Below are 25,680 nucleotides of genomic sequence, written 5' to 3'. Positions count from 1 at the left end.
AATACATTTAGTTTATTAAATAGGCATTACCTATTAAACAAATCGCTAACAACATTTTTGTCTGCTTTTTTTAATGATCAATTTTCCCTACAATCGCTAACATTATCCGCCATTGTGGGAAAGAGGTATTCATGAGCACGGCTAAACATAGCAAATTGATTATTTTAGGTTCTGGCCCTGCGGGTTATACCGCAGCTGTTTATGCAGCACGCGCCAATCTGAAACCTGTATTGATTACCGGAATGGAGAAAGGCGGTCAATTGACCACCACCACCGACGTAGAAAACTGGCCGGGTGATCCTGAAGGTCTTACTGGTCCAGCACTGATGGAACGGATGCATGCGCATGCAGAAAAATTCGATACAGAAATCGTATTCGACCATATCAACAAAGTTGACTTGCAAAATCGCCCATTCCGCCTGTTTGGTGATGGCGCGGAATACACCTGTGATGCACTGATTATTGCAACAGGTGCATCTGCACGCTATTTGGGCATGGAATCAGAGGAAGCGTTCAAAGGGAAAGGGGTTTCCGCCTGCGCAACTTGTGATGGTTTCTTCTACCGTAACCAGAAAGTAGCCGTTGTTGGTGGGGGTAATACCGCCGTTGAAGAAGCTCTGTATTTGGCAAATATCGCTGCTGAAGTTCATCTAATTCACCGTCGTGATAGCTTCCGTTCAGAAAAAATTCTGATTGACCGTCTAATGGAAAAAGTAAAAAACGGTAACATCGTACTGCACACTGACCGTACGTTAGATGAAGTGCTGGGTGATGAAATGGGTGTAACCGGTGTGCGTTTGAAATCAACCAAAGGTAACGAGACCGAAGAGTTGGCGGTTGCCGGTGTGTTCATTGCGATTGGCCATAGCCCTAATACTGCTATTTTTGGCGATCAATTAGCACTGGAAAATGGCTACATCAAAGTGCAGTCCGGCATTCAAGGTAATGCTACACAGACCTCTATTCCAGGGGTCTTCGCTGCTGGCGATGTCATGGACCATATTTACCGTCAGGCCATCACCTCTGCTGGGACAGGCTGTATGGCCGCACTAGATGCCGAGCGCTATCTGGATGGGTTAGTCAACGATAAATAACACTATTGGCATCACTGTTTAGCCAAATACAAGCGGGCAGCTGACAGATATGTGAGCTGCCCGTTTTACTTTCTGTTTTTACCCTTTATTTTTGTACGTGCTCATGTCAATGAAAAACAGCAAATTATTGATATTCGCTAATGCGGCAACTATCACGACCATTATGGTTTCACCTCATGACATGACGAGGTAATATTGCCCCTCGCTGGTGTACCACCTTCAATGGTGACAAACACTTTTTGATATTTTCCAGTACTCTGTGCAGAAAAAATTGCCCGATGAATAAAACACGACAGTATGAGTTGATTCGTTGGCTGAAAAGACAAAGCGCCCCCGCGCAACGTTGGCTCCGCCTGTCCATGTTACTTGGCCTCTTCAGCGGGTTATTGATCATCGCCCAAGCATGGTTACTCGCCACCTTGCTACAATCTTTGATTATTGACAAAGTACCCCGTGCGGCATTAACTGCCGATTTTGGGATGCTGGCAGGAACTTTTGCCGTACGTGCCGTGATCAGTTGGTTACGCGAACGAGTAGGGTTTATTTGTGGCATGAAAGTGCGGCAACAAATCCGCAAAATAGTACTAGACCGCTTAGAACAACTCGGCCCTGCTTGGGTTAAAGGCAAACCCGCTGGCAGCTGGGCGACAATTATTTTGGAACAAATTGAAGATATGCAAGATTACTATTCTCGCTATCTGCCGCAGATGTATTTAGCTGTTTTTATTCCAGTGCTCATTCTGATCGCTGTCTTCCCAATTAACTGGGCAGCAGGTTTAATCTTATTTGTCACCGCCCCCCTGATCCCACTATTTATGGCGCTGGTCGGTATGGGCGCGGCAGATGCCAACCGACGTAACTTTGTCGCACTGGCTCGCCTAAGTGGCAACTTCCTTGACCGCTTACGTGGCTTAGACACTCTGCGACTATTTAACCGCGCTAAAGCAGAAACCGATCAAATCCGTGACTCTTCAGAAGATTTCCGTCGTCGTACGATGGAAGTGTTGCGGATGGCATTCCTCTCCTCCGCCGTCTTGGAGTTTTTCGCCGCCATATCCATTGCTGTCGTCGCCGTTTATTTTGGTTTTTCTTATTTGGGGGAATTGAATTTCGGTAGTTATGGTCTTGGCGTGACTCTGTTTGCCGGTTTTCTGGTACTGATATTAGCGCCTGAATTCTTCCAGCCTTTGCGAGATTTAGGCACGTTTTATCATGCTAAAGCACAAGCCGTTGGGGCTGCTGAATCCCTAGTGACGTTTTTGAGCAGTGAGAGCGAAGCTATCGGCCAAGGTGACAAAGTGCTAAATGGCACCGATGCCATCGCTCTTGAAGCTGATGAATTAGAGATATTGGCACCAACAGGTGCTCATTTGGCCGGGCCACTCACCTTCTCTCTACCTGCGGGCAAGCGCGTTGCTATTGTTGGCCTAAGTGGCGCCGGCAAAAGCTCATTACTAAATCTGCTTCTGGGTTTTTTACCCTACCGTGGCTCGCTAAAAGTCAACGGAGTAGAACTACGCGAACTGAATCCACAAGCTTGGCGAAACCAATTGAGTTGGGTCGGCCAAAACCCGCACTTACCTGAACAAACGCTAATGACCAATATTTTGCTGGGCCAGCCTGATGCTGATAGCCGTCAATTACAGTCAGCGGTTGAACGTGCGTACATCAATGAGTTTCTCAATGAATTGCCGCAAGGATTGGATACGGAAGTAGGCGACCACTCTGCTCGACTTTCTGTTGGGCAAGCCCAACGGGTTGCCGTTGCCAGAGCACTGCTCAATCCATGCCGTTTATTGTTACTGGACGAACCTACTGCCAGTCTGGATGCCCACAGTGAACAATTGGTCATGAAAGCATTAGAGGAAGCTTCACGCCAGCAAACCACGCTGTTGGTCACCCATCAGTTGGAAGATACAGTGGGATATGATCAAATCTGGGTCATGGATAGTGGCCTTTTGGTTCAACAAGGTGATTACTCCAGTTTAAGTCAATCTGCCGGTTCGTTTGCCAATCTGTTGTCCCATCGCAGTGAGGAGCTTTAATTATGCGCGTACTTCTTCCTTTTTTGGCGCTGTATCGTCGTCATTGGTTCCTGATTTGTCTGGGTATAGTGCTGGCTATTATTACCCTGCTCGCCAGTATAGGTTTACTCACGCTATCGGGTTGGTTTCTAGCGGGAACAGCCATTGCAGGTCCCGCAGGGTTATATACGTTTAACTATCTACTACCAGCAGCTGGCGTGCGTGGGGCTGCAATAACTCGCACTGCGGGCCGCTATGCCGAGCGAGTTGTCAGCCATGACGCCACATTCCGTGTATTGGCGCATCTACGGGTATTTGCATTCCAGAAGATCCTACCGCTATCCCCTGCCGGTATTGCTCGTTTTCGCCAAAGTGAGCTACTGAATCGCTTAGTCGCCGATGTTGATACACTCGATCATCTCTATCTACGGGTGATATCACCGCTGGTTGCCGCCATTGTCATCATCGCTGCTGTGACTTTTGGTCTGAGTTATCTGGATGTCAATCTGGCCCTGACTCTGGGTACCATTCTTCTTGGGTTATTATTGTTAGTTCCGCTGGTTTTCTATCGTGCAGGTCGGCCTATTGGCCACGATTTGACTGATTTACGCGGGCTTTATCGTTCACAACTGACCTCGTGGCTACAGGGTCAGGCTGAGTTGTTAGTTTTTGGTGCATTACATCGCTTTCGTGTTTCATTAGAAGATATTGAACAACGTTGGATGGGCCGCCAAAAGCAGCAGGCTTCTCTGGCAGGTTTAGCACAAGCATTAATGATTCTGGCCTCAGGTCTGACAGTAACACTGATGTTATGGTTGGCTGCGGCAGGGATCGGTGGAAATAGCCAACCAGATGCATTGCTGGCCTTATTTGTCTTTACTTCTTTAGCGGCATTTGAAGCTCTACTACCCGTAGCGGGCGCGTTCCAACACTTGGGGCAAGTCATTGCCTCCGCAACTCGTGTTGGTCAGTTAATGGAACAAAAACCGGAAGTGACATTCCCTACTCGTGGCCCTGAGCCAGGCTCACAGGTGGCGCTAGAAGTGACAGGGTTGAGTTTTACCTATCCACAGCAACCCTTAGCTGTTTTACAGAACATATCGCTGTCAGTGACCGCAGGAGAGCATATTGCACTATTAGGCCGTACGGGTTGCGGCAAGTCCACATTATTACAGCTATTAACACGGGCTTGGGATGCCAATAAGGGCAAAATCACACTGAATGGGAAACCTTTAGCCAGCTATGATGAAGCTACATTGCGTCGGATGATGACGGTGGTCAGTCAACGGGTGCATATATTCAGCAGCACCTTGCGCGAAAACCTACTACTGGCCTGCCCAGATGCGTCTGATGCGCAACTAAAGGTGGTATTGCAGCAAGTTGGTTTAGCGAACTTGCTGGATAACAGCGAGGGGCTAAATGCCTGGATGGGTGATGGCGGACGTCCATTGTCTGGTGGTGAACAGCGGAGGCTAGGTATTGCCCGTGCACTGCTCCATCCAGCGCCACTTTTACTACTTGACGAGCCAACTGAAGGTTTGGATGCGGAAACCGAGCAACAGATTTTGTCGCTATTGCGTCAGCATTGTCAGGAAAAAAGCCTAATCATTGTAACTCATCGCTTACACGGTCTGGAGTATATGGATCGAATCTGCGTGATGGATGGTGGAAAAATCGTTGAGCAAGGTGATCATCAAAGCTTGTTGCAGAACAAAGGGCGCTATTACCAATTCCATCAACGGCACTGAGACAAAGGTGATGTGTGATCACCAATGGAACACAGGCAGATAATCAACAAATTTGTAGCTAATATTAAGTAAAGCTGCTGAAACCAAAGCAGTATTGTCTGTCATTGATGATTAAATCCAACCTTATGACGTGGCAGATAGCAAGCTAATATCTGCCACGCCAAACGCGAAGGATATGGGCCTGTAAACGTCACCAAGGGGATTTATGCGCATCACACAGCTTTCATCTCAATCATTCGTGTTCCCCTCCCCTGAGCTGGCTCTGCGCGAACCCAACGGGCTATTAGCTCTTGGCGGGGATTTATCTGCACCTCGCTTACTGGCAGCGTACCAACGAGGGATTTTCCCTTGGTTCAGTCCAGGTGAGATGATTTTATGGTGGTCGCCTGACCCTCGGGCGGTGTTGTTTCCTGAAGATTTACATATTAGTCGAAGCATGAGGCGCTTTCTGCGCCGTTGTCCTTATCGTTTTACACTCAATCATGCTTTTGAAGATGTCATCCGCGCCTGTGCTTCTCAACGCGATGAGGGAACTTGGATTGGTGAAGATGTACAGCGAGCTTATAGTCAACTTCATGCTTTGGGTCATGCCCATTCAGTTGAGGTTTGGTTGGAAAATGAACTGGTTGGCGGTTTGTATGGGATTGCTGTCGGTTCTCTGTTTTGCGGTGAATCCATGTTTAGCCGTGCTGACAATGCGTCAAAAAGCGCATTAATGGTTTTTTGTCATCATTTTACCCATCATGGTGGAGAACTGATTGACTGTCAGGTCCTCAACGCTCACACTGCGTCGCTGGGTGCGATTGAGATCCCACGCAACTTTTTTTTGCAGCAGTTGAGTCAACTCCAGTTTAGTCCACTACCGGCTGAATGCTGGTTACCGCAATCGTTGAATGTTTCATCCGCGATGCAGTAAAGCTCAACCACTGATAAAGAACCCCACATTAGGCTTTATCCCCCTCTTACCGGCAGACTAATTTTGCGGAAATGGTGCGATGACCGCCAACACTTCTTTACATAATGTGGGTTTTTCGGCATTATCTTGCCGGTTAAAAACTAAGGTAGTTACACCTAGAGGATTCGATGGCCAAAGAAGACAATATTGAAATGCAGGGCACCGTTCTTGATACGCTGCCGAACACCATGTTCCGTGTTGAATTGGAAAACGGGCACGTGGTAACCGCTCATATCTCCGGTAAAATGCGTAAAAACTATATCCGCATCCTGACGGGTGACAAAGTCACTGTAGAGCTGACCCCGTACGACCTGAGCAAAGGCCGCATTGTCTTCCGTAGCCGTTAATCGGCTAATCTGTCGCAAGTCGCCGACTCGCGAGCTCTGAGGATGTAGTCCCCCTCCGGCGCCCTTCCTATCATGGCAAGGGCGTTTTGCGTTTTCTTTTATTTGTCGGTTTGATGCGATCCATTCATCGCAAAACTTATTTATCGAACAAACAAAAGCAAAATGTGCAAAAAAATAAAAAGGGCGATAGCTAAATTAGCTTATCGCCCTTTATTTTTCTGAATATCAAACTATTACAGTATTAGCTACTGACTGACCTTAGTGAACCGCACCTTCAGTTTTGCGTTTCTGTGCGCTCTGAAACTCATAAGCCAGTTGCTGTTTCTCTTTATCCAGCCCAACGGTGACCGAACCACCATCAACTAGAGAACCAAACAGTAACTCGTTTGCCAGCGGTTTTTTCAGGTTTTCCTGAATGACCCGCGCCATTGGTCGTGCGCCCATTGCCTTGTCATAACCTTTATCAGACAGCCAATTGCGTGCTTCTTCGCTGACTTCCAGCGACACACCTTTAGCATCTAATTGCGCCTGCAATTCAACGATAAATTTATCGACGACTTGCTGGATTACGGCCGGTGACAAGTGGTTGAACCAAATAATGTTATCCAACCGGTTACGGAACTCCGGCGTAAACACTTTTTTGATCTCTTCCAGCGCGTCAGTGCTGTTGTCCTGTTGTTTAAAACCAATAGAGGTGCGCTGTGTTTCCCGCACACCGGCATTGGTGGTCATTACCAGAATGACATTACGGAAATCAGCTTTACGACCATTGTTATCCGTCAGTGTGCCGTTATCCATCACCTGCAATAACAGATTAAACACATCTGGATGCGCTTTCTCAATTTCATCCAACAACAGAACAGCATGCGGATGTTTTATGACCGCATCGGTTAATAGACCGCCTTGGTCGTAGCCAACATAGCCTGGAGGTGCACCAATCAGGCGGCTAACCGTATGACGCTCCATATATTCTGACATATCAAAGCGCAGCAGTTCGATATCCAGTGCTTTCGCCAATTGCACCGTGACTTCCGTTTTACCGACCCCAGTTGGACCAGCAAACAGGAAAGAACCAACAGGCTTATGCTCATGGCCCAACCCTGCACGACTCATCTTGATGGCCTCTGACAGTGCCTCAATGGCCTTGTCCTGACCGAATACCAACATATTCAGACGGTCGCTCAGATTTTTCAGTACATCGCGATCACTCGCAGATACCGTTTTTTCCGGTATACGGGCGATACGGGCAACCACGGATTCAATATCCGACACATTGACCGTTTTCTTACGCTTATTTACCGGCATCAGACGGCTACGCGCCCCTGCCTCATCAATTACGTCAATTGCTTTATCTGGTAGGTGGCGGTCATTGATATATTTAACCGACAGCTCCACCGCTGCACGTATTGCTTTCGCGGTATAACGCACATCATGATGCGCTTCATATTTTGGTTTCAAGCCATTGATAATCTGAACAGTTTCTTCCGGTGTTGGTTCAGTAATGTCAATTTTCTGGAAACGTCGCGCCAACGCACGATCTTTTTCGAAGATATTGCTGAACTCCTGGTAGGTCGTAGAGCCAATAACCCGGATCTTGCCACTGGATAACAGTGGTTTGATTAAGTTAGCAGCATCGACCTGCCCACCTGAAGCAGCACCCGCCCCGATAATGGTGTGAATTTCATCGATAAATAGGATGCTATCTTTGTCATTTTCCAACTGCTTCAGCAGCGCCTTAAAGCGTTTTTCAAAATCACCACGATATTTAGTACCGGCGAGCAGAGAACCTATATCTAATGAATATAATGTGCACTCTGACATGACTTCAGGAACATCGCCCTGCACTATTCGCCAGGCTAGACCTTCCGCAATAGCCGTTTTACCGACGCCAGACTCCCCCACCAACAGCGGATTATTTTTACGACGACGGCACAATACCTGAATGGTGCGTTCTAGTTCTTTGTCGCGACCAATAAGCGGGTCAATGCCGCCAACGCGGGCCAGTTGATTCAGATTGGTGGTGAAGTTTTCCATACGGTCTTCCCCTCCTGCCTGTTCTTCATTCACCGGATTTTCTGCATTCGGTGCTTGACCCGGTTCGTCCTTACGGGCGCCGTGGGAAATAAAGTTCACTACATCCAGACGGCTGACATCATGCTTACGTAGCAGATAGGCCGCCTGAGACTCTTGTTCACTGAAGATGGCGACCAGCACGTTGGCACCAGAGACTTCATTGCGCCCTGATGACTGGACGTGGAAAACCGCACGCTGTAACACGCGCTGGAAACTGAGCGTCGGCTGGGTGTCGCGCTCTTCTTCACTCACAGGTAATGTCGGTGTGGTTTGTTCGATAAACGCTTCCAGTTCTTGGCGTAATGCCACCAAGTCAACTGAACACGCTTCCAACGCTTCCCGCGCGGCTGGATTGCTTAGCAATGCCAGCAGTAGGTGCTCCACGGTCATAAACTCGTGTCTGTGCTCGCGCGCTCTGGCGAAAGCCATATTGAGACTGAGTTCAAGTTCTTGATTGAGCATAGGCACCTCCCAATAATTGCCTTAATCAGGCTTTTTCCAGCGTACAAAGCAACGGATGCTCGTTCTCCCTGGCGTATTGATTTACATGTGCGACTTTGGTCTCTGCCACCTCGGCAGTAAAAACACCACAAATCGCCTTTCCTTGGTAATGCACATTGAGCATCAGTTGTGTTGCACGTTCAATATCATAAGAAAAGAACTTTTGCAGAACGTCAATCACAAATTCCATCGGTGTGTAATCGTCGTTGTTTAGTATAACTTTATACATAGACGGCGGTTTGAGCGCCTCGATTTGTTTATCTTTGACTAAATGTTCAAAATTCAGCCAGTCGTTGTTCTTGCCCATTGCCTGCCCATCATTTCACTGAACCATACAGGAGCAACATCTCACTCCGGTTATAAGACCATTTCATGCAGATATCTATTATTATTTTAACATCACTTATGCCATAACGCCGCCAGAGAAAGAAGTTGGTGTATTCGCATTAAAAACGGTTAAATTGTATCCAAATAAGTACAATAGCGTTAGCTACATCAAACTTTGAAGAACTGCCTCAGTAAGACAAAAGCCGCCCCCTTGACGTTAAGGCCATTTCCACTAGAGTGTATTTTCGTGAGCTGTTGGAGTTTTAACCAATTCGCGCTCACTTTAACCAGTGATTACCTCATCTCGAACTAGAATAGCCTTGCGAGGAACGTAGAAGTATGGAGACGGGTACTGTTAAATGGTTCAACAATGCCAAAGGTTTTGGCTTTATTTGCCCTGAGGGCGGCGGCGAAGATATCTTCGCTCACTATTCAACTATCCAGATGGATGGCTACCGAACGTTAAAAGCAGGTCAGATGGTTAACTTTGATGTCCATCAGGGACCAAAAGGAAACCATGCCAGCCTCATTGTTCCAATCGGGTTAGAGGTGGTATTGCAAGAAGCTGTACCGCAGGAACTCGCTGCATTGGCCTGACACCGCGCACTTCTCTGCCTGTTTATCTCAAGCATACCATCACCTAAAACACGCTGGTGCCAAAGGTATTGCCAAGGCGATTTGTTGCTATCTTACATCGATAACCATTCAAACATCTGTTCAAAATGCCAGCCAACAATGACTGGCATTTTTCTTTATTACTTTCCTATTATGCGGCCAACGTCGCTAATATCAACCCTTGACTCAATGTCAATTATTCACGTGCTAATGCATCAATAGGATTTAACCGTGCAGCACTGCGGGCCGGTAGATAGCCAAACACTACCCCTATTACCGTTGAGCACAGGAAAGCACTGAATAATGCCATTGGAGGGAAAGCAATTTGCCAGTTAGGTAAAAACATTTCCACAACCAAACCAATAGCAAAGGAGAGTGAAATACCGAGCGCCCCACCGACCAGACAAACCAAGATCGCCTCAATTAAAAATTGCTGCATAACATCACTGGAACGCGCGCCTACGGCCATACGAATACCTATTTCACGGGTACGCTCCGTTACCGACACTAGCATAATATTCATGACACCAATCCCACCAACCACCAGCGAAATCACTGCCACCAATGTCAGAAACAGTTGCATGGTTCGAGTGGTTTTCTCCGCGGTTTGCAGCAAGCTATCCATGTTGTAGGTGAAGATATCTTTCTTACCATGGCGCATAGTCAATAACCTGACCAACTGCTGTTCGGCCTCTTTGCTGCTATAGCCCTCTTTGATGCGAATAGTGATCGAGTCAAAATAGGAACGGCCCATCAAGCGACTCGCCATGGTGCTATAAGGAACCCATACTCTCAGCGCTTTACTGCTACCAAACATGGATTGCTTTTCCTCCACCACCCCCACAACCGTTGCAGGCATATTGCCAATCAATATGACCTGTCCGACCACCTCTTTAAGATGCGGAAACAAGCGGCGCTGAGTATTACGGTCAATGACCACGACTTGCGATTGGCGTTCAACCTGCTCACGGGTGATGGCCGTTCCTTGTTCGAGTTTCATACCATACACTCGAAAATACTGTTCGCTAACCCCGGAGACGCTGGCCGCCACATCAATATTGCCATACCGCAGCCGCATACTACCGGCGATAGTCGGGGATACGGCACTGACATAAGCTTGCGCTTTCAATGCAGTCATATCATCGTGGACCAGCGCTTGCCGGGTACTGGGGTCGTCATCACCAAAATCTTTGCCCGGATAGACATCAATCGTATTAGTGCCAATTGCCCGAATATCTGCCAATACCAACTGTTTCGCCGCATCACCAACGACCAAGATGGAGACGACAGATGCAATCCCGATAATGATGCCCAGCATCGTCAGCGCAGTACGCATTTTGTTGGCTGACATTGCACGCCAGGCCATCAATAGCGCCTCACGGAAACGACCGGCTAATTGTTGCCATGATGGTGCTGGTGGCGTCAGGCTGATAGCTTCCGACGTGGTGACTGTTTGCGCTGCTTTCGAACCAGAGTCGGCCATAATGCGGCCATCTTTGATTTCAATAATCCGCTCCGCCTGAGCAGCAACATTCGGATCATGGGTCACGATAATTACCGTGTGCCCTTGCTGTTGTAGCTGTTTCAGGATAGCCATGACTTCGACACTGGAATGGCTATCCAGTGCCCCAGTCGGTTCATCAGCCAAAATCACCTGCCCGCCGTTCATCAATGCACGGGCAATACTGACTCGCTGCTGTTGCCCACCAGAGAGTTGATTAGGCTGATAACCAACACGTTCGCCTAACCCCAAGCGGGTTAATAACATGGTCGCCCGTTCACGGCGTTCATTTTTGCCCAAACCAGCATAAACAGCAGGGACTTCCACATTATGAGCGGCACTCAAGTGAGGCAGCAGATGGTAGCGCTGGAAAATAAAACCAAAATGCTCACGACGCAATGCCGCCAGCGCATCATTATCTAATGCCGCAACATCTTGGCCGGCGACACGGTAAACACCGGCACTCGGCTTATCCAAACAGCCAAGAATGTTCATCAGTGTCGATTTACCTGAACCGGAAGCACCAATGATAGCTACCAGCTCGCCAGCATGGATAGTAAGTGAGACATCCTGTAAAACATCAACGGTTTCTTCGCCGGACTGATAGCTACGACGGATGCCTTTTAGTTCAAGCAATGCCGACATTATGCTTCCTCCGCCCCGCCGCGGCTCACAATGACATCCTCACCCACTTTCAAGCCCGAAACCACCTGCGCATCGACGTTATTACGGATGCCAATGGTCACTTCGCGTTTTTCTTCCTTGCCATCTTTCAGTACCGCGACCTGATAGCGATTAGTCCCCAACTCATCCCCTAGCGCTGACAACGGGATAACCATCGCTTGCGGAATATTCGCTAACTGAATTGATACCTGCGCAGTCATTTGCAGGCGCAATAATCGATCCGGATTCGGTACTTCAAAACGCGCTGAATAGAAAATGGCATCATTCACTTTTTCTGGTGTAGGTTGAATGTCTTTTAATACCCCATCAAAGCGTTTCCCAGGATCGCCCAGTACGGTGAAAGACGCTTTCATTCCCGGTTTGAGGTGAATAACGTCAGCCTCTGAAACTTGTGCATTCACTAGCATAGTGCTCATATCTGCCAGCGTCAGAATATTGGGTGCTTGTTGCGCGGCAATCACAGTTTGGCCTTGTAAGGTTGTGATTTGCACCACATCACCATCCATTGGAGCCGAAATCTTGGTGTAGTCCAGATTAATGTTGGCGGTATCCAGACTGGCCTTAGCTTTGTTAATCTGCGCATTGATAGTCTCAACTTGCGCCTTTTTCACCGCCAGAGTCGTGGTTGCTTGATCCAAGTCTTGACGTGAAACCACCTGTAATTTCGCTAAGTCTTGTTGGCGACGCAGTGTCACTGCAGCCAGTTGCATCTCGGCTTTCGCCTGCCCTAACTGTGCATTCAAATCCTGCAATGTGGCTTCCACTTCTTTAATTTGGTTTTGCGCCTGCTGTGGGTCAATCATCGCTAGCAATTGCCCTTGCTTAACTTGATCGCCAATTTCCACATACAGTTTTTCTAACTGTCCGCTGACCTGCGCACCAACATCGACTTTACGCACAGCATCAAGTTTACCGGTTGCCAGTACATTTTGTTGCAGGTCACGATTAGCCACTTTTACGGTTTGAAATTGAACCGGTGCAGGCGCCATTAGGTGCCTAATAATGAAAAAGCCACCGATAACTAACGCAGCAATTGCGATAAACCATCGGCGCTGACTTCTACTTAACTGCATCAAAGCAATTACCTTCCTTAAATTGAAATAACTAATCCGCTGAAAATAGCATCGGAAATTCTCATTTAGCTAAACCAGATATCAATGCCCATAGAGCAACAGGTGAAATCTAAGATGCATTGAGACTCCGTTTAGTTCCTGTTTGTTTCAATGTCGCTGGAAATATATTGATATAACGGATTTCATCATGCATAACATTAACAATACCGCATTAATCCCTAACAATATTAACCGTTGGGGGTTAATTACATTGCTATTCAAAGGTCATCAAGCACTCGGTGGTTCATGGAAAGAATTACAGTTTCGGCTTAAATTTATTGCTCGGGCCTTAATCTGCCCAAGGTTGACCTTTAACTTCCTCGGTGTTTTGGTGAAGCAGCCTCTTCTCAACAGCATACTACGCGCTCAACCTGATTTGCCTTGTAAATTACATCGTCCGTATCTGGCCAATACACTTAATAACCGCCAGAAACTTGGGGTACTACAGGATCATTTCCAGCTGATGAATCAATGTATGCCTGAATCATTACGTCATAACTATTTGCATTACTTGCCTTATAAACTGGCAGAGTTAACGGGCAAAAATGATGAAAAGTATTCTCTTTATTTGGGCTGTTTTCCGAAACTCAATAAAGAAGGCGAAATTACGCTGATGCTCGCCAATGAGCAACAGCAAACACTGGCACTGCTGACGTTCAGTCTCTTTTATTATCAAAATCAAAAAACTTTATTTATTGGTGGGTTACAGGGCGCAGATAATGGAACCCCGCACAGCGAAATTCAAACCAGCACTAAAGCTTGTTACGGCTTATTCCCTAAACGTTTAGTTTTGGAGGCCACTGGCTGTTTGGCTGAATTGATGGGAATAACTAATATTATCGCTGTAGGAAATGCCACTCATATTTATCAAAACTGGCGTTACCGGGCGAAGAAAAAAGATAAATTGCACGCAGATTACGATAATTTCTGGATTTCTCTGGGTGGAACACAGTGCACGGATGGTCATTTCCGCTTACCGGCCAGAATTGCACGTAAGCCGATTGAAGATATTGCCAGTAAAAAACGTGCCGAATATCGCCGCCGTTATCAGTTGCTTGAACAGCTTGAGAGCGGTCTGAGCGCGCATTTTACCCGCAACTAAACTCAGACCGCCTACATTCCCGCTAATCAGCACGTCCGCGCGCTAACCACACCACACGAGAAAACATTTTTTTCAGTAACGGGGGGATCGACTCTACCCCCCAGTCCCGCGCTTGGCTGGCAACCTCAATGGCTAAATCTGGCTTGGACGTGCGATGAATCGCTTTCTCAATCACCCTACGTGGCTGCATTTTGGCATTATCCGGAATGCCGGAGATCCGGTGATACACCCCGTCAAAACCTTCGCGATACAAAAAGTGCTCCATATCGGGTGCCGGTAATATCGTCAAGCGATCACGTTCATGGTCACGGCCATCATCCGCCATATTCCGTACCGTCGCGGCATACTTTTTACCCGCATCATCACCATCAGTCAGAACATGCCACTGTATTCCCATCCTGTTGGCAAATTTCAACAATGGGCGCAAACCACTCTGTGCAAATTCAATAACTTTGACCCCCTCAGCTTCAAAGTGATAACCACACTGGCGTGCTAATTCATTGAGTAACCAAATTTCTGTTTCACCTTCAACCAGTAGCCAACAACGAGCAAACAGTGCTGAAGGGCGGTTAAAACGAATATGGAAAGCGATGCGGCGGCTATCTTCAGAACTCATTCCTCGTGGGCCAAGACGGTAAGTGGCAACTTTAGAAGACTCACGGACCAACCGACAAATACTCTCGATTGGCACTAATGAGATTAACTCACCTGAGTTGGTGGTGGTGATGCGTTGCAGAGGAAGTTGACTGAGCAGCCCCCAAGCAACAGACAGCATAATCGGATGTAAACGGGTTTCAGGGTCTTCTACCAGCAGCAGTGGTCGAGCATGTGGGTCAAGGCTTAACGGCCCCTTTGCTTGCAGCAATGTTGAAAACATTCCCAGTAGAATTAATCGCATACTGCGGCTATTTGGCTCCGCGACCATGCGATTAATACTATCGAGAGCGAGCCAAGCCTCACGCTCCGGCTGCGGACGATAGCGATGATTACGCAAATTTGCTGACTGCGACCCCTGCTCGGCAAAGTAGTGCTCCAGCAGCTGGCGCATCGCTTCCAACCCTTGGCGCAGCTCAGAATTCGTCAGTTTCTGTGGATTACGCACTAACTCGCGACTCAACTGATCCAATTGTTGATTCAATGCGGCCTTATCAGGTTCACGATTATTTTCAGCAGCGGTATTGCGTAGACGACGGATAAAACGCGCATCCCGCAATCGCAATACGGGATGAATACGAATCACTCCCCGCGCCAATTTTTCAATATCGTGCAAAGCGAGTGGTTGCCCTTCTAAGTCGAGGAAACTACGCCAAGTGCACACCGTGTCGTCGTCCGCCAACTCCCCCTCGATACGATAATAAATACGATGTAAACCATCGTCGTTTTTTATCCATAGCGGCGCTAACTGGCGATAACGGGGGGCTCGCCAGTGACCAATATCTTTTTCGCAAAACGTGAAGATAATTTGTAAATGACGTTCTTTGGCACTTTCATCGCCCGCTGGGTGATAAAAATCCTGCGAGGTGAAATGATAAAGTTGAGGTTCGGGGGACAACAGTAATGTTAAGGCGTCTAATAAGCTGGATTTGCCCCAGGCATTCTCACCGATGAGCACTGTATTATCATCAAGATTCAATGAAATGCGATTAATTCCGCGAAAACCAACAATATCGACACGTTCAAGATACATGCTACGCCTCCGGTGCGAATGTATTCATACTGATATTATCAGATAGCGGGCTTAATCTATTACCTGATTATCTGAAACAAAAAAACCTTATAGGTCAAGTACCACGGCAACCGGTGTTGCTTTACTCTTTCCCTGATTTTAGATAGCTTATTGCGCCACAGCCCATTATTCATCTGCAAATAATACCCAAAGTCATTGGCATTTCAGTAAGCCTCAATGAAAAGCGGTATAGGACGGTATAACTCGTGTATTCAGGATTGCTAATCATTCTTTTGCCGTTAATTATTGGTTATCTGATCCCACTTAGCCGCAAATCATTAATTCAGTTGATCAACCGCTTATTGAGCTGGATGGTCTACGTTATTTTATTTTTTATGGGCATCAGCCTGGCATTTCTGGAAAATCTCAGCGCTAACTTGCTGCTTATTTTCCAATATACCAGCGTCTTTTTTCTGTGTATTTTTTGCGCCAATTTATTCGCCCTGTTTTTACTTGAACGCAAAACTCCTTGGAAAAACACGCATCGTCAGGAAGCGTTACCGTCACGTCTGCATATGGCGTTGGAATCATTAAAACTGTGCGGTGTGGTCATTGTTGGTTTTCTGCTGGGGTTGACCCAATGGGCATGGTTGCAGTTTGCCGCGCAGGGTAGCGAATTGGCGTTGATCTTCCTGCTCTTTTTAGTGGGCATTCAATTACGTAACAGTGGCATGACTTTACGCCAAATTGTCTTAAACCGCCGAGGCACCATTGTAGCGTTTGTGGTGGCGGTCAGTGCATTAGCTGGCGGTGTACTCGCCGCAGTCTTGATGGGGTTACCAATTAAAACTGGATTGGCTATGGCTTCTGGCTTTGGCTGGTATTCATTGTCAGGTATTTTATTAACCGACACATTCGGCCCAGTAATTGGAAGTGCCGCATTCTTCAACGATTTGGCCCGCGAATTAGTGGCTATTATGCTGATTCCAACCTTGGTACGCCGTAGTCGCTCCACAGCACTGGGCTTGTGTGGTGCGACCTCAATGGACTTTACTCTGCCGGTATTACAGCGCAGTGGTGGTATAGAAATGGTTCCCGCAGCTATCGTACACGGCTTCTTACTGAGTTTGCTGGCTCCTGTCTTGATTGCTTTCTTTTCCTCTTAATCTTCCTGTTGCGCAGAGGGTCTCTTGGCTCACTGCGCTACATTCCCATCAAAACTGAATAAATTCTCATTCGCAGCAAAAGTTGCGCCAAATCAAAACAAGTTAAAGTTGCATAAGAAAAGCCTTTTTAAACCTCCATAGCGCATCTATGCTTTTAAACACGCATTACAAATGCAACTTTAAAAGGAAAAACAATTATGTTCTGTGTGCAATGTGAACAAACCATCCGAACACCTGCGGGCAATGGCTGCTCTTATGCGCAGGGTATGTGCGGAAAAACCGCCGAAACCTCTGATTTACAAGATTTATTGGTTGCCGTACTACAAGGGCTTTCAGCGTGGGCACTGACAGCCCGCGAGCTTGGTATTGTTGACCATCAAATTGATAGCTTTGCACCCAGAGCCTTTTTCTCAACCTTAACCAATGTAAACTTTGATTCTGACCGCATCATCGGTTATGCCAAAGAAGCCATTCTATTACGCCAGTCACTGGCTATCCGTTGCCGCCTGCTCGATAGCACCATCACTGTCGATCATCCGCTGGCCGAACTGCAATTGCAGTCAGACGACATTCCTACCCTGCTACAACAATCACAACAATTTGCGCTGAACAGTGACAAAGCCGATGTTGGTGATGATATTCATGGTTTGCGGATGCTGTGTTTGTATGGTCTGAAGGGAGCGGCGGCCTACATGGAGCACGCACATGTGCTGGGCCAGTATGATGAACAAATTTATGCCCAATACCATGCCTATATGGCGTGGTTGGGCACACAGCCACGTGATGTCGATACCCTGCTCAATAACGCCATGGGTATTGGCAAAATGAACTTCAATGTCATGGCTATTTTAGACCGTGGTGAAACCCAAGCTTACGGTGATCCACAGCCAACGTCTGTTAACGTGCGCCCAGTTGCCGGTAAAGCCATTCTGATTTCCGGCCATGACCTCAAAGACTTACAAATGCTACTGGAGCAGACACAGGGAACCGGAGTGAATATTTACACCCACGGTGAAATGTTGCCCGCCCACGGTTATCCAGAATTGAAGCGCTACCCGCATTTAGTGGGTAACTACGGCAGCGGTTGGCAGAATCAGCAGACGGAATTTGCCAAATTCCCCGGCCCTATCTTGATGACATCCAACTGTATCATTGACCCGAATGTGGGCCATTATGGCGACCGCATCTGGACACGTAGTATCGTTGGCTGGCCAGGTGTCAATCATTTGGAAGGTGAGGATTTTGCACCCGTGATTGAACAAGCACAAAGCATGGCGGGTTTCCCATACAATGAGCTAGAACATCTGATTACGGTGGGCTTTGGTCGCCAAACACTACTGAATGCTGCCGACACTGTCATTGATTTGGTTGCGAGTAAAAAATTACGCCACGTGTTTTTGGTCGGCGGATGTGATGGTAGTCGCACAGAGCGCAGTTACTTCACTGACTTTGCCCGCAGTGTACCGCAAGACTGCATCATCATGACTCTGGCTTGTGGCAAATATCGCTTCAACAAACTGGATTTTGGGACGTTGGAAGGATTGCCGCGCTTACTGGATGTCGGTCAATGTAACGATGCCTATTCAGCGATTATGCTGGCAGTGAAGCTGTCAGAAAAACTAGGTTGTACCGTCAATGACCTGCCACTAAGCTTGGTGCTGTCTTGGTTTGAACAAAAAGCCATTGTTATTCTACTGACCTTATTGTCATTGGGCGTAAAAAATATCTATACCGGTCCAACTGCGCCGGGATTCCTGACCGACAATCTGATGGCCATTCTCTATGAGAAATTTGGTATGCGGCCAATCACTACCGTAGAACAGGATATGAACGAGATTTTGGGCCAGTAAGCCGAAAACAACCTGCCCGGTTAATGCATTTCTTATCTCTGACCGGGCTTTTACTCATGGTTTTTTACTGTTTTTTTTGCCTATTATCCAGATTCGTTGTGAGGCCCCGATGACCGATTTTATCCCAACCGATTGCCCAACGCCCCTCTGCCCAAATCGCATGCAAGTCCATTCTATCGTGCAAGAAACCCCCGATGTCTGGAGCTTGCACTTAATTAATCATGATTTTTACCCCTATTTGCCGGGGCAGTATGCCTTAGTCAGCATCTGTAACAGTGATGAGACTCTGCGGGCTTATACGCTTTCTTCTACTCCCGGTTTAAGTCCCTTTATCCAATTAACAGTGCGCTGTCTGGCCGACGGAAAAGGTTCCCGCTGGCTGACTCAACAGGTCAATGAGGGGGATTATCTGTGGCTGTCAGATGCTCAAGGTGAATTTACTTGCGCCCATTTTGATGACGACCATTATCTGATGCTCGCCGCTGGGTGCGGTGTCACTCCTGTCATGTCGATGTGTCGCGACTTGTTAGCCCGACGCGCGCAAGCTGATATCCGGGTGATTTTTAATGTCCGAACACCTGCGGATGTCATTTTTGCAGATGAATGGCAAAGACTATTGCAACACTATCCACAGCAATTACAACTCACATTAATGGCTGAGTCAGAAGCCACTGCTGGGTTTATTGCCGGGCGAATCAATGCGCAGGTTATGCAACAAGTTGCCCCAGACATTGCCCGCCGTCGCGTCATGACATGCGGGCCTGCTCCCTATATGGATTGGGTCGAGCAATATTGTCGCGAACAGTCGGTTCCCAGTGATCATTTTCAGAAAGAGCAATTCCGCCCCACTGATGAGGCGATTGATACCAGCAATGAATTGACAATGACCATCAGCCACCCGCTGCGCAGCGTGAAAGTTCCAGTCGGCGCGTCGCTCCTATTTGCGCTGGAGCAGCACAAAGTCCCAGTGATGGCAGCTTGTCGTGCCGGTGTTTGTGGTTCGTGCAAAACGCGCATTCTACATGGCGAATATACCACGACCAGCACCATGACATTAACGCCAGAAGAGATTTCCCAAGGCTATGTTTTGGCTTGCAGTTGTCAGTTACAAGGGGATATTCAACTGGCCTAAAGTCTATTTTTAACTGCCCCATCGCGGTCTCTCTCTACCATTAATGGGGCAAATATTGTTAAACGCGCCATACTTTGACCTCATAGAATAATGACTCGCCATTAATCCTTGAGGGAACAACAATGAAGCAAACTGTGGCAACACTGGTCGCAAAAACGTTGGAACAAGCTGGCGTTAAGCGAATTTGGGGGGTAACCGGGGATTCACTCAATGGCTTGAGTGATAGCCTGCACCGCATGGGCACGATTGAATGGCTGGGCACTCGCCATGAAGAAGTTGCTGCTTTCGCTGCTGGCGCTGAAGCGCAACTCACCGGGCAACTGGCCGTATGTGCGGGGTCCTGTGGCCCTGGCAACCTGCATCTGATTAATGGCTTGTTTGATTGCCATCGCAACCATGTCCCGGTTCTGGCTATCGCCGCACACATTCCCTCCAGCGAAATTGGTAGCGGCTATTTTCAAGAAACCCACCCGCAAGAACTGTTCCGCGAATGCAGTCACTACTGTGAATTGGTCTCCAACCCAGAACAATTACCCCGAGTGCTGGAAATTGCCATGCGTAAAGCCATCCTTAATCGAGGGGTTTCAGTGATTGTGTTACCCGGTGATGTAGCGTTGCAAGCTGCACCAGAGGATGCCGCCGTGGTGTGGCAAACACCTAAATTACCGCTAGTTCAGCCGCCAATGAGCGAGTTGAATATTTTGGCACAGACATTGAACAAGGCGAAAAACATCACTTTGATGTGCGGCAGTGGTTGTGCCGATGCCCACGATGAAGTGGTGAAATTAGCTGAAATGCTTCAAGCGCCTGTGGTGCATGCCCTGCGCGGCAAAGAACATATTGAATGGGATAATCCCTACAGCGTGGGAATGACCGGCCTGATTGGTTTCTCCTCTGGCTATCACGCCATGATCAATGCCGAGACCTTGGTGTTGCTGGGAACACAATTCCCCTATCGCGCATTTTACCCAACCAACGCAAATATCATCCAGATTGACATCAACCCGGGGAGTATCGGGGCTCACTGCCCGGTCAATATGGCTCTGGTTGGTGACATCAAAACGACGCTGGGTGCCCTATTGCCCCAGTTGGAAGCTAAAAGTGATAACACATTTTTGACCAAAGCGCTGGAGCACTATCGCACCACCCGTAAAGATCTCGATGGGCTGGCAACAGCTAATGACAATCAACCCATTCACCCACAATATCTGGCACAACAAATCAGCCGCCATGCCACTGATGATGCCATTTTTACTTGCGATGTTGGCACTCCCACGGTGTGGGCTGCCCGTTATCTGGAAATGAACGGCAAACGGCGCTTACTCGGATCGTTTAATCACGGTTCAATGGCCAATGCCATGCCACAAGCTATTGGAGCACAAGCCACCGACCTCAATAGACAAGTGGTTGCTCTGTGTGGTGATGGCGGATTCACCATGCTGATGGGGGATTTCCTCACCTTGGCGCAACTAAAATTGCCGGTAAAAATTGTGGTATTTAATAACAGTGTACTGGGCTTTGTAGCAATGGAGATGAAAGCCGGGGGCTATCTAACCGATGGCACTGACTTACATAACCCAGACTTTGCCGCCATTGCTAATGCTGCGGGCATCAAAGGGATCCGGGTAGAAAAAGCCTCTGAATTAGATGCCGCACTGGAGAGCGCTTTTGCCCATCCGGGGCCAGTCTTAGTGGACGTTGTCACCGCCAAGCAAGAGCTATCAATGCCACCACAAATCAAATTTGAGCAAGCCAAAGGATTCAGCCTTTACATGCTTAGGGCAATCATTAATGGCCGAGGTGATGAGGTGGTCGAGTTGGCAAAAACTAACTGGCTGCGTTAAGTGCCGACACGCCAATTCATAAAATATCTTCTTTGTCTTTCCGGCCAATGATATCGGCTTTATACCGATATCATTGGCAAATAATGATTGTATTTTTCTCCCTCAGCTAACAGTTTTCATATTGCATACAGATGAAAATTGAGCTGGTGCATGAGGCTGTTTTATATCAATCATGTGCGGCGTAAAATCACAATACAATCGAATCTTTCTCGGGGATAAATAAAATGGCAAAAAACACTATGTCAGATTTCTCGCCCTCCGCGGAGCTAATTTGCATACTCAGAGCAAAATCTTATGGCGAAAAAAGGGAAGGATACAAAACAGATGACTATATATCATTATTAATCTCACACTCCTTAACCTCATTTTTTTCAATGACACAAAAATCATTCTTGATGCCAGGCAATATTCTTTCGCCACAGATACCGGCAGGCAGTTATGAATTTTTAATTAGCCGAACAAAATATATAGATGAATTTTTTCAATTACATGCCAGTGAGTTTGCCAATATCTTTATTCTTGGTGCCGGTTTTGATTCCAGAGTGATCAGATTTCAGAACCAGCTACAACAAAGCTGTGTTTATGAATTTGACCATCCAGTATCGCAAAAGAATAAAATAGCAAAGTTACAAGAGCTTAGTATCCCCACTCCACCAAACCTGCGCTATATCCCCACTGATTTTAATCAGAGAAATTTGGCTGAAATTTTGCAGGAATTTCCAAATCGAGCAGGAGAAAAACACCTGTTTCTTCTTGAGGGGTTAATCATGTATTTACCCCCTGACACTGTGGAGAGTATTTTCTCTGCGATTAGCTCATATGCCCCCACTGGCAGTGAAATTATCTTCGACTATGTTTATTCCGATGTCCTCACCGGAGATAACACCTCATATGGTTCAATAGAAGTCTTTGAAGGGTTAAGAAATATTGGTGAACATTGGATTTTTGGTATAGAGAAAGAACATCTGGAGACTTTCCTAAATAGCCATCATCTAAAACTGCTTGATGAGATGGATGCCAACGCGCTGGAACAGCAATTTTTTACGAATAAAGAAGGCAAGCCGCTAGGGCGACTGAATACAGCGCTGGCTATCGCACACGCAATTAAATAAAAAACAGAATAAAATCAGCAAATAAACCGGACTCTCAGACGTAATCTGTTATTTAAAACAAATAACGTGTGAGTAGGCTTTTTTGTTTCAATATTCTCGCTATGATGAAACAACTCTTTTCTTTATCTAGCCCGTGAGAAAATTATGCTGATTGATTTACGTAGTGACACAGTAACGCAACCAAGCGCTGAGATGCGCAATGCTATGGCCAATGCCGAAGTGGGTGATGATGTATATGGTGATGACCCAACGGTGAATGCTTTGGAGGCAGAAGCTGCGCGGTTATCCGGTAAAGAAGCGGCATTATTTTTGCCGACCGGCACCCAAGCAAATCTGGTGGCGCTGCTCACTCATTGTCAGCGCGGAGAAGAGTATATTGTTGGCCAAAAGGCGCATAACTACTTATATGAAGCGGGTGGAGCTGCAGTTCTCGGCAGCATCCAGCCGCAACCTATTGATGCCAATGATGACGGCACACTGCCTTTGGACAAGGTTCTGGCAGCTATCAAACCCGATGATATTCATTTTGCCCAAACTCGGCTGTTAAGTTTGGAAAATACCCACAGTGGTAAAGTCTTGCCACTCAGTTATTTGCAGCAAGCTTGGGCATTGACTCGTGAAAAGAAACTCGCGCTGCACATTGATGGCGCACGTATATTTAATGCTGCTGTAGCATTGAATGTTCCACTGAGTGAAATCAGCCAATATTGCGACACGCTAACCATTTGTCTTTCCAAGGGCTTGGGAACACCTGTTGGTTCCCTGCTGTGCGGCAGTGCTGAATATATTCATCGTGCCCGTCGCTGGCGCAAAATGACCGGCGGTGGCATGCGGCAGGCCGGCATTCTAGCGGCTGCGGGGTTATACGCATTGGAACATAACGTCGCCCGGCTCAAAGATGACCACGATAATGCGCTCTGGCTAGAGCAGCAATTGCGCGCATTGGATGTCGAAATTGTGGCCCCCGGAGCACAAACTAACGTGCTGTATATTAAGCAATCTGCCGATTTCGCTACCAAACTTGGCCCTTGGATGCGCGAACGTGGCGTATTAATCAGCGCAGCCCCTATCACTCGGATGATTACTCACATCAATATCAGTCGTGCAGATCTGGAAAAAGTGGTTGCATTGTGGCGCGAATTTTTGGCCGAGCAGCGCTCATGACGCCACAACGGATATTAGTGCTAGGTGCTAGTGGCTATATCGGCCAACATCTGGTGCCCAGACTCAGTCAGCAAGGGCACCATGTCGTTGCTGCTGCACGCCGTATTGAGTGGCTGAAAGAGCAACCATGGCTAGGTGTTGATTGCCGCTTTGTTGACCTTTATCAACCCGCAACCCTCAGTGCCGCCTTGCAAGATATTGATGTTATTTACTATCTAGTGCATGGCATGGGAGACGGACAAGATTTGATTGAGCAGGAACGTATTGCTGCCAACAATGTGAAAACAGCGCTTCAACAACATCTAGCCGACGCATCCTCTTCGGTAAAGCAGATCATTTATTTGGGCGCATTGCAGCCGGATGATAATAGCTCCGCTCATCTGATTGCCCGTAAACTGACCGGCGACTTGCTGCGTCAAAGCGGTATCCCCGTGACAGAACTGCGCGCCAGTATCATCGTCGGCCCTGGCTCTGCCGCCTTTGAGGTGATGCGCGATATGGTTTACAACTTGCCCATCCTGACGCCTCCGCGCTGGGTGCGTTCAAAATCATCCCCAGTTGCGCTGGAAAACTTGCTGGTGTACTTAACCGAATTACTCAATCATCCGGCCCCCGAAAACCGTATTTTTGATGTTGCTGGGCCGGAATATATTAGCTATCAGACCCTATTTGAGCGCTTTATTGCCATCAGTGGTAAACGGCGCTGGCTGGTCCCTATTCCATTGCCAACCCGTTTTATCTCAGTCTACTTCATCAGCATGATCACCTCTGTACCCACCTCGATTGCCAGTGCATTGATTGAAGGACTGAACCACGATTTACCGGCTGACGGCCAAGCGTTACAGGCGCTTATCCCCCAACAACTCATCCGGTTTGACGATGCAGTCAAAGAGACATTGCGTCGTGAGGATGAAGTCGTAGATTCACCTGATTGGGGATATGACCCTGAGGCGCGTGCTCGCTGGCGGCCGGGTTATGGTTTTTATCCTAAACAGGCCGGCTGCCAACTCTATACCACCGCATCCAGTGAAGCACTGTGGCATGTGGTACAACAAATTGGCGGCAAAGAGGGCTATTTCTATGGTAATCCACTCTGGAAAATCCGAGCCTGGATGGATGATATTGCTGGCGGCGGCGTTGTCTATGGCCGCCCGGATCGAGAAACACTGGAATTGGGTGACCTGATTGATGGCTGGAAAGTGATTACGCTAAAACCCTTACGTCAATTAGCGATGATGTTCGGCATGAAAGCACCGGGTTTAGGGCGTTTGACATTTACTATCAAAGAATTGGGTGGGCGTCGGAGTTTTGATGTCCGGGCATGGTGGCATCCGGCCGGTTTTAACGGATTACTGTATTGGTTTGTGATGATGCCAGCGCACCTATTTATTTTCCGGGGTATGGCCAAACGAATCACGACCTTAGCCGAACAATATGACCGCGAAAAAAACCAAGAAAGTCGCGCTCTGCCCAGTTCAAAGAATGACAAGCATACCCAATAGATTCCAAGATACAGGTAGGCGGCAAAGGAGAAACAAATCGGTCGGGAACCGATTTGAGCAGCGCCTGCGCGAGTCAGCAGGATGCGCCTCAAGGATGAGGTTCATTAATCCCGATGAGTTTACATCAGTCAGTGATTCGGGTGAGCGAGAGCAGCCAACCC

Annotated in this window: 19 protein-coding genes; 14 read left to right on the top strand and 5 right to left on the bottom strand. The window is 47.6% G+C overall.

Annotation, left to right across the window (positions count from 1 at the left end):
- The first annotated feature begins 131 nt into the window (after positions 1–131).
- The 5 genes from trxB to infA all read left to right on the top strand — a co-directional run bounded on the left by trxB (position 132) and on the right by infA (position 6,168).
- Positions 132–1,094, top strand: a complete 963-nt coding sequence (gene trxB / locus ACIOG0_RS08330) for a thioredoxin-disulfide reductase (protein WP_050139709.1) — start codon at positions 132–134, stop codon at positions 1,092–1,094.
- A gap of 278 nt (positions 1,095–1,372) precedes the next feature.
- The gene (gene cydD / locus ACIOG0_RS08325) at positions 1,373–3,139 is read left to right on the top strand and encodes a heme ABC transporter permease/ATP-binding protein CydD (protein ID WP_050097104.1); all 1,767 of its coding nucleotides are present in this window, start codon (positions 1,373–1,375) and stop codon (positions 3,137–3,139) included.
- A gap of 2 nt (positions 3,140–3,141) precedes the next feature.
- Entirely contained in the window at positions 3,142–4,866 is a 1,725-nt protein-coding gene (gene cydC, locus ACIOG0_RS08320) for a heme ABC transporter ATP-binding protein/permease CydC (RefSeq protein ID WP_128450875.1), read from the top strand.
- A gap of 205 nt (positions 4,867–5,071) precedes the next feature.
- Positions 5,072–5,782: a leucyl/phenylalanyl-tRNA--protein transferase gene (aat, locus tag ACIOG0_RS08315; RefSeq protein WP_050097102.1), complete on the top strand. Its 711-nt coding sequence runs from the start codon at positions 5,072–5,074 to the stop codon at positions 5,780–5,782.
- Between the two features lie 167 nt (positions 5,783–5,949).
- Complete coding sequence (infA, locus tag ACIOG0_RS08310) at positions 5,950–6,168, top strand: translation initiation factor IF-1 (protein WP_002211347.1); 219 nt, start codon at positions 5,950–5,952, stop codon at positions 6,166–6,168.
- A gap of 258 nt (positions 6,169–6,426) precedes the next feature.
- Here the strand turns inward: infA and clpA are convergent, their stop codons facing one another.
- A complete protein-coding gene (clpA, locus tag ACIOG0_RS08305) occupies positions 6,427–8,703 on the bottom strand; it encodes an ATP-dependent Clp protease ATP-binding subunit ClpA (RefSeq protein WP_050097101.1) in 2,277 nt (758 codons plus the stop codon).
- A 25-nt stretch (positions 8,704–8,728) separates the two neighbouring features.
- Positions 8,729–9,049, bottom strand: coding sequence for an ATP-dependent Clp protease adapter ClpS (gene clpS / locus ACIOG0_RS08300; RefSeq protein WP_004389612.1), 321 nt, complete (start codon positions 9,047–9,049; stop codon positions 8,729–8,731).
- 359 nt (positions 9,050–9,408) lie between these two features.
- On the opposite strand from clpS, the gene cspD reads away from it, so the two are divergent.
- The gene (gene cspD / locus ACIOG0_RS08295; RefSeq protein ID WP_050097100.1) at positions 9,409–9,666 is read left to right on the top strand and encodes a cold shock-like protein CspD; all 258 of its coding nucleotides are present in this window, start codon (positions 9,409–9,411) and stop codon (positions 9,664–9,666) included.
- A 214-nt stretch (positions 9,667–9,880) separates the two neighbouring features.
- On the opposite strand, the gene macB is transcribed toward cspD, so the two are convergent.
- Positions 9,881–11,830, bottom strand: coding sequence for a macrolide ABC transporter ATP-binding protein/permease MacB (gene macB, locus ACIOG0_RS08290; RefSeq protein WP_050097099.1), 1,950 nt, complete (start codon positions 11,828–11,830; stop codon positions 9,881–9,883).
- Positions 11,830–12,942 (bottom strand): macrolide transporter subunit MacA, encoded by a 1,113-nt coding sequence (gene macA / locus ACIOG0_RS08285; RefSeq protein WP_050097098.1) that lies wholly within the window; start codon positions 12,940–12,942, stop codon positions 11,830–11,832. The genes macB and macA overlap by 1 nt, the downstream gene beginning before the upstream one ends.
- 187 nt (positions 12,943–13,129) lie before the next feature.
- Here macA and ACIOG0_RS08280 point away from each other — a divergent pair, with 187 nt between their 5' ends.
- Entirely contained in the window at positions 13,130–14,083 is a 954-nt protein-coding gene (locus ACIOG0_RS08280; protein ID WP_128450876.1) for a VirK/YbjX family protein, read from the top strand.
- Positions 14,084–14,105: 22 nt separating this feature from the next.
- Here ACIOG0_RS08280 and ACIOG0_RS08275 read toward each other — a convergent pair whose 3' ends face one another.
- Positions 14,106–15,770, bottom strand: a complete 1,665-nt coding sequence (locus tag ACIOG0_RS08275) for an ATP-dependent endonuclease (protein WP_050097096.1) — start codon at positions 15,768–15,770, stop codon at positions 14,106–14,108.
- Positions 15,771–16,015: 245 nt separating this feature from the next.
- Here ACIOG0_RS08275 and ACIOG0_RS08270 point away from each other — a divergent pair, with 245 nt between their 5' ends.
- The 7 genes from ACIOG0_RS08270 to ACIOG0_RS08240 all read left to right on the top strand — a co-directional run bounded on the left by ACIOG0_RS08270 (position 16,016) and on the right by ACIOG0_RS08240 (position 25,519).
- Positions 16,016–16,915 carry a lysine exporter LysO family protein gene (locus ACIOG0_RS08270; RefSeq protein ID WP_050097095.1) on the top strand — a complete coding sequence of 300 codons (900 nt, stop codon included), beginning with the start codon at positions 16,016–16,018 and terminating at the stop codon, positions 16,913–16,915.
- A gap of 197 nt (positions 16,916–17,112) precedes the next feature.
- Entirely contained in the window at positions 17,113–18,765 is a 1,653-nt protein-coding gene (gene hcp / locus ACIOG0_RS08265) for a hydroxylamine reductase (RefSeq protein WP_050097094.1), read from the top strand.
- A gap of 109 nt (positions 18,766–18,874) precedes the next feature.
- Positions 18,875–19,897: an NADH oxidoreductase gene (hcr, locus tag ACIOG0_RS08260; RefSeq protein WP_145582017.1), complete on the top strand. Its 1,023-nt coding sequence runs from the start codon at positions 18,875–18,877 to the stop codon at positions 19,895–19,897.
- Between the two features lie 122 nt (positions 19,898–20,019).
- The gene (gene poxB / locus ACIOG0_RS08255; RefSeq protein ID WP_050097092.1) at positions 20,020–21,741 is read left to right on the top strand and encodes a ubiquinone-dependent pyruvate dehydrogenase; all 1,722 of its coding nucleotides are present in this window, start codon (positions 20,020–20,022) and stop codon (positions 21,739–21,741) included.
- A gap of 224 nt (positions 21,742–21,965) precedes the next feature.
- Positions 21,966–22,853: an SAM-dependent methyltransferase gene (locus ACIOG0_RS08250; RefSeq protein ID WP_128450878.1), complete on the top strand. Its 888-nt coding sequence runs from the start codon at positions 21,966–21,968 to the stop codon at positions 22,851–22,853.
- A 144-nt stretch (positions 22,854–22,997) separates the two neighbouring features.
- On the top strand, positions 22,998–24,017 hold the full coding sequence (gene ltaE / locus ACIOG0_RS08245) for a low-specificity L-threonine aldolase (protein ID WP_050139714.1): 1,020 nt from the start codon (positions 22,998–23,000) through the stop codon (positions 24,015–24,017).
- Complete coding sequence (locus ACIOG0_RS08240) at positions 24,014–25,519, top strand: DUF2867 domain-containing protein (RefSeq protein ID WP_128450964.1); 1,506 nt, start codon at positions 24,014–24,016, stop codon at positions 25,517–25,519. Before ltaE ends, ACIOG0_RS08240 begins: the two co-directional genes overlap by 4 nt.
- Positions 25,520–25,680 lie beyond the last annotated feature (161 nt).

This window comes from Yersinia vastinensis, assembly GCF_044905075.1.
Lineage (GTDB): Bacteria > Pseudomonadota > Gammaproteobacteria > Enterobacterales > Enterobacteriaceae > Yersinia > Yersinia vastinensis.
The sequence above is the reverse complement of the archived record's forward strand: the minus strand, read 5'-3'. Positions and strand labels throughout refer to the sequence as shown.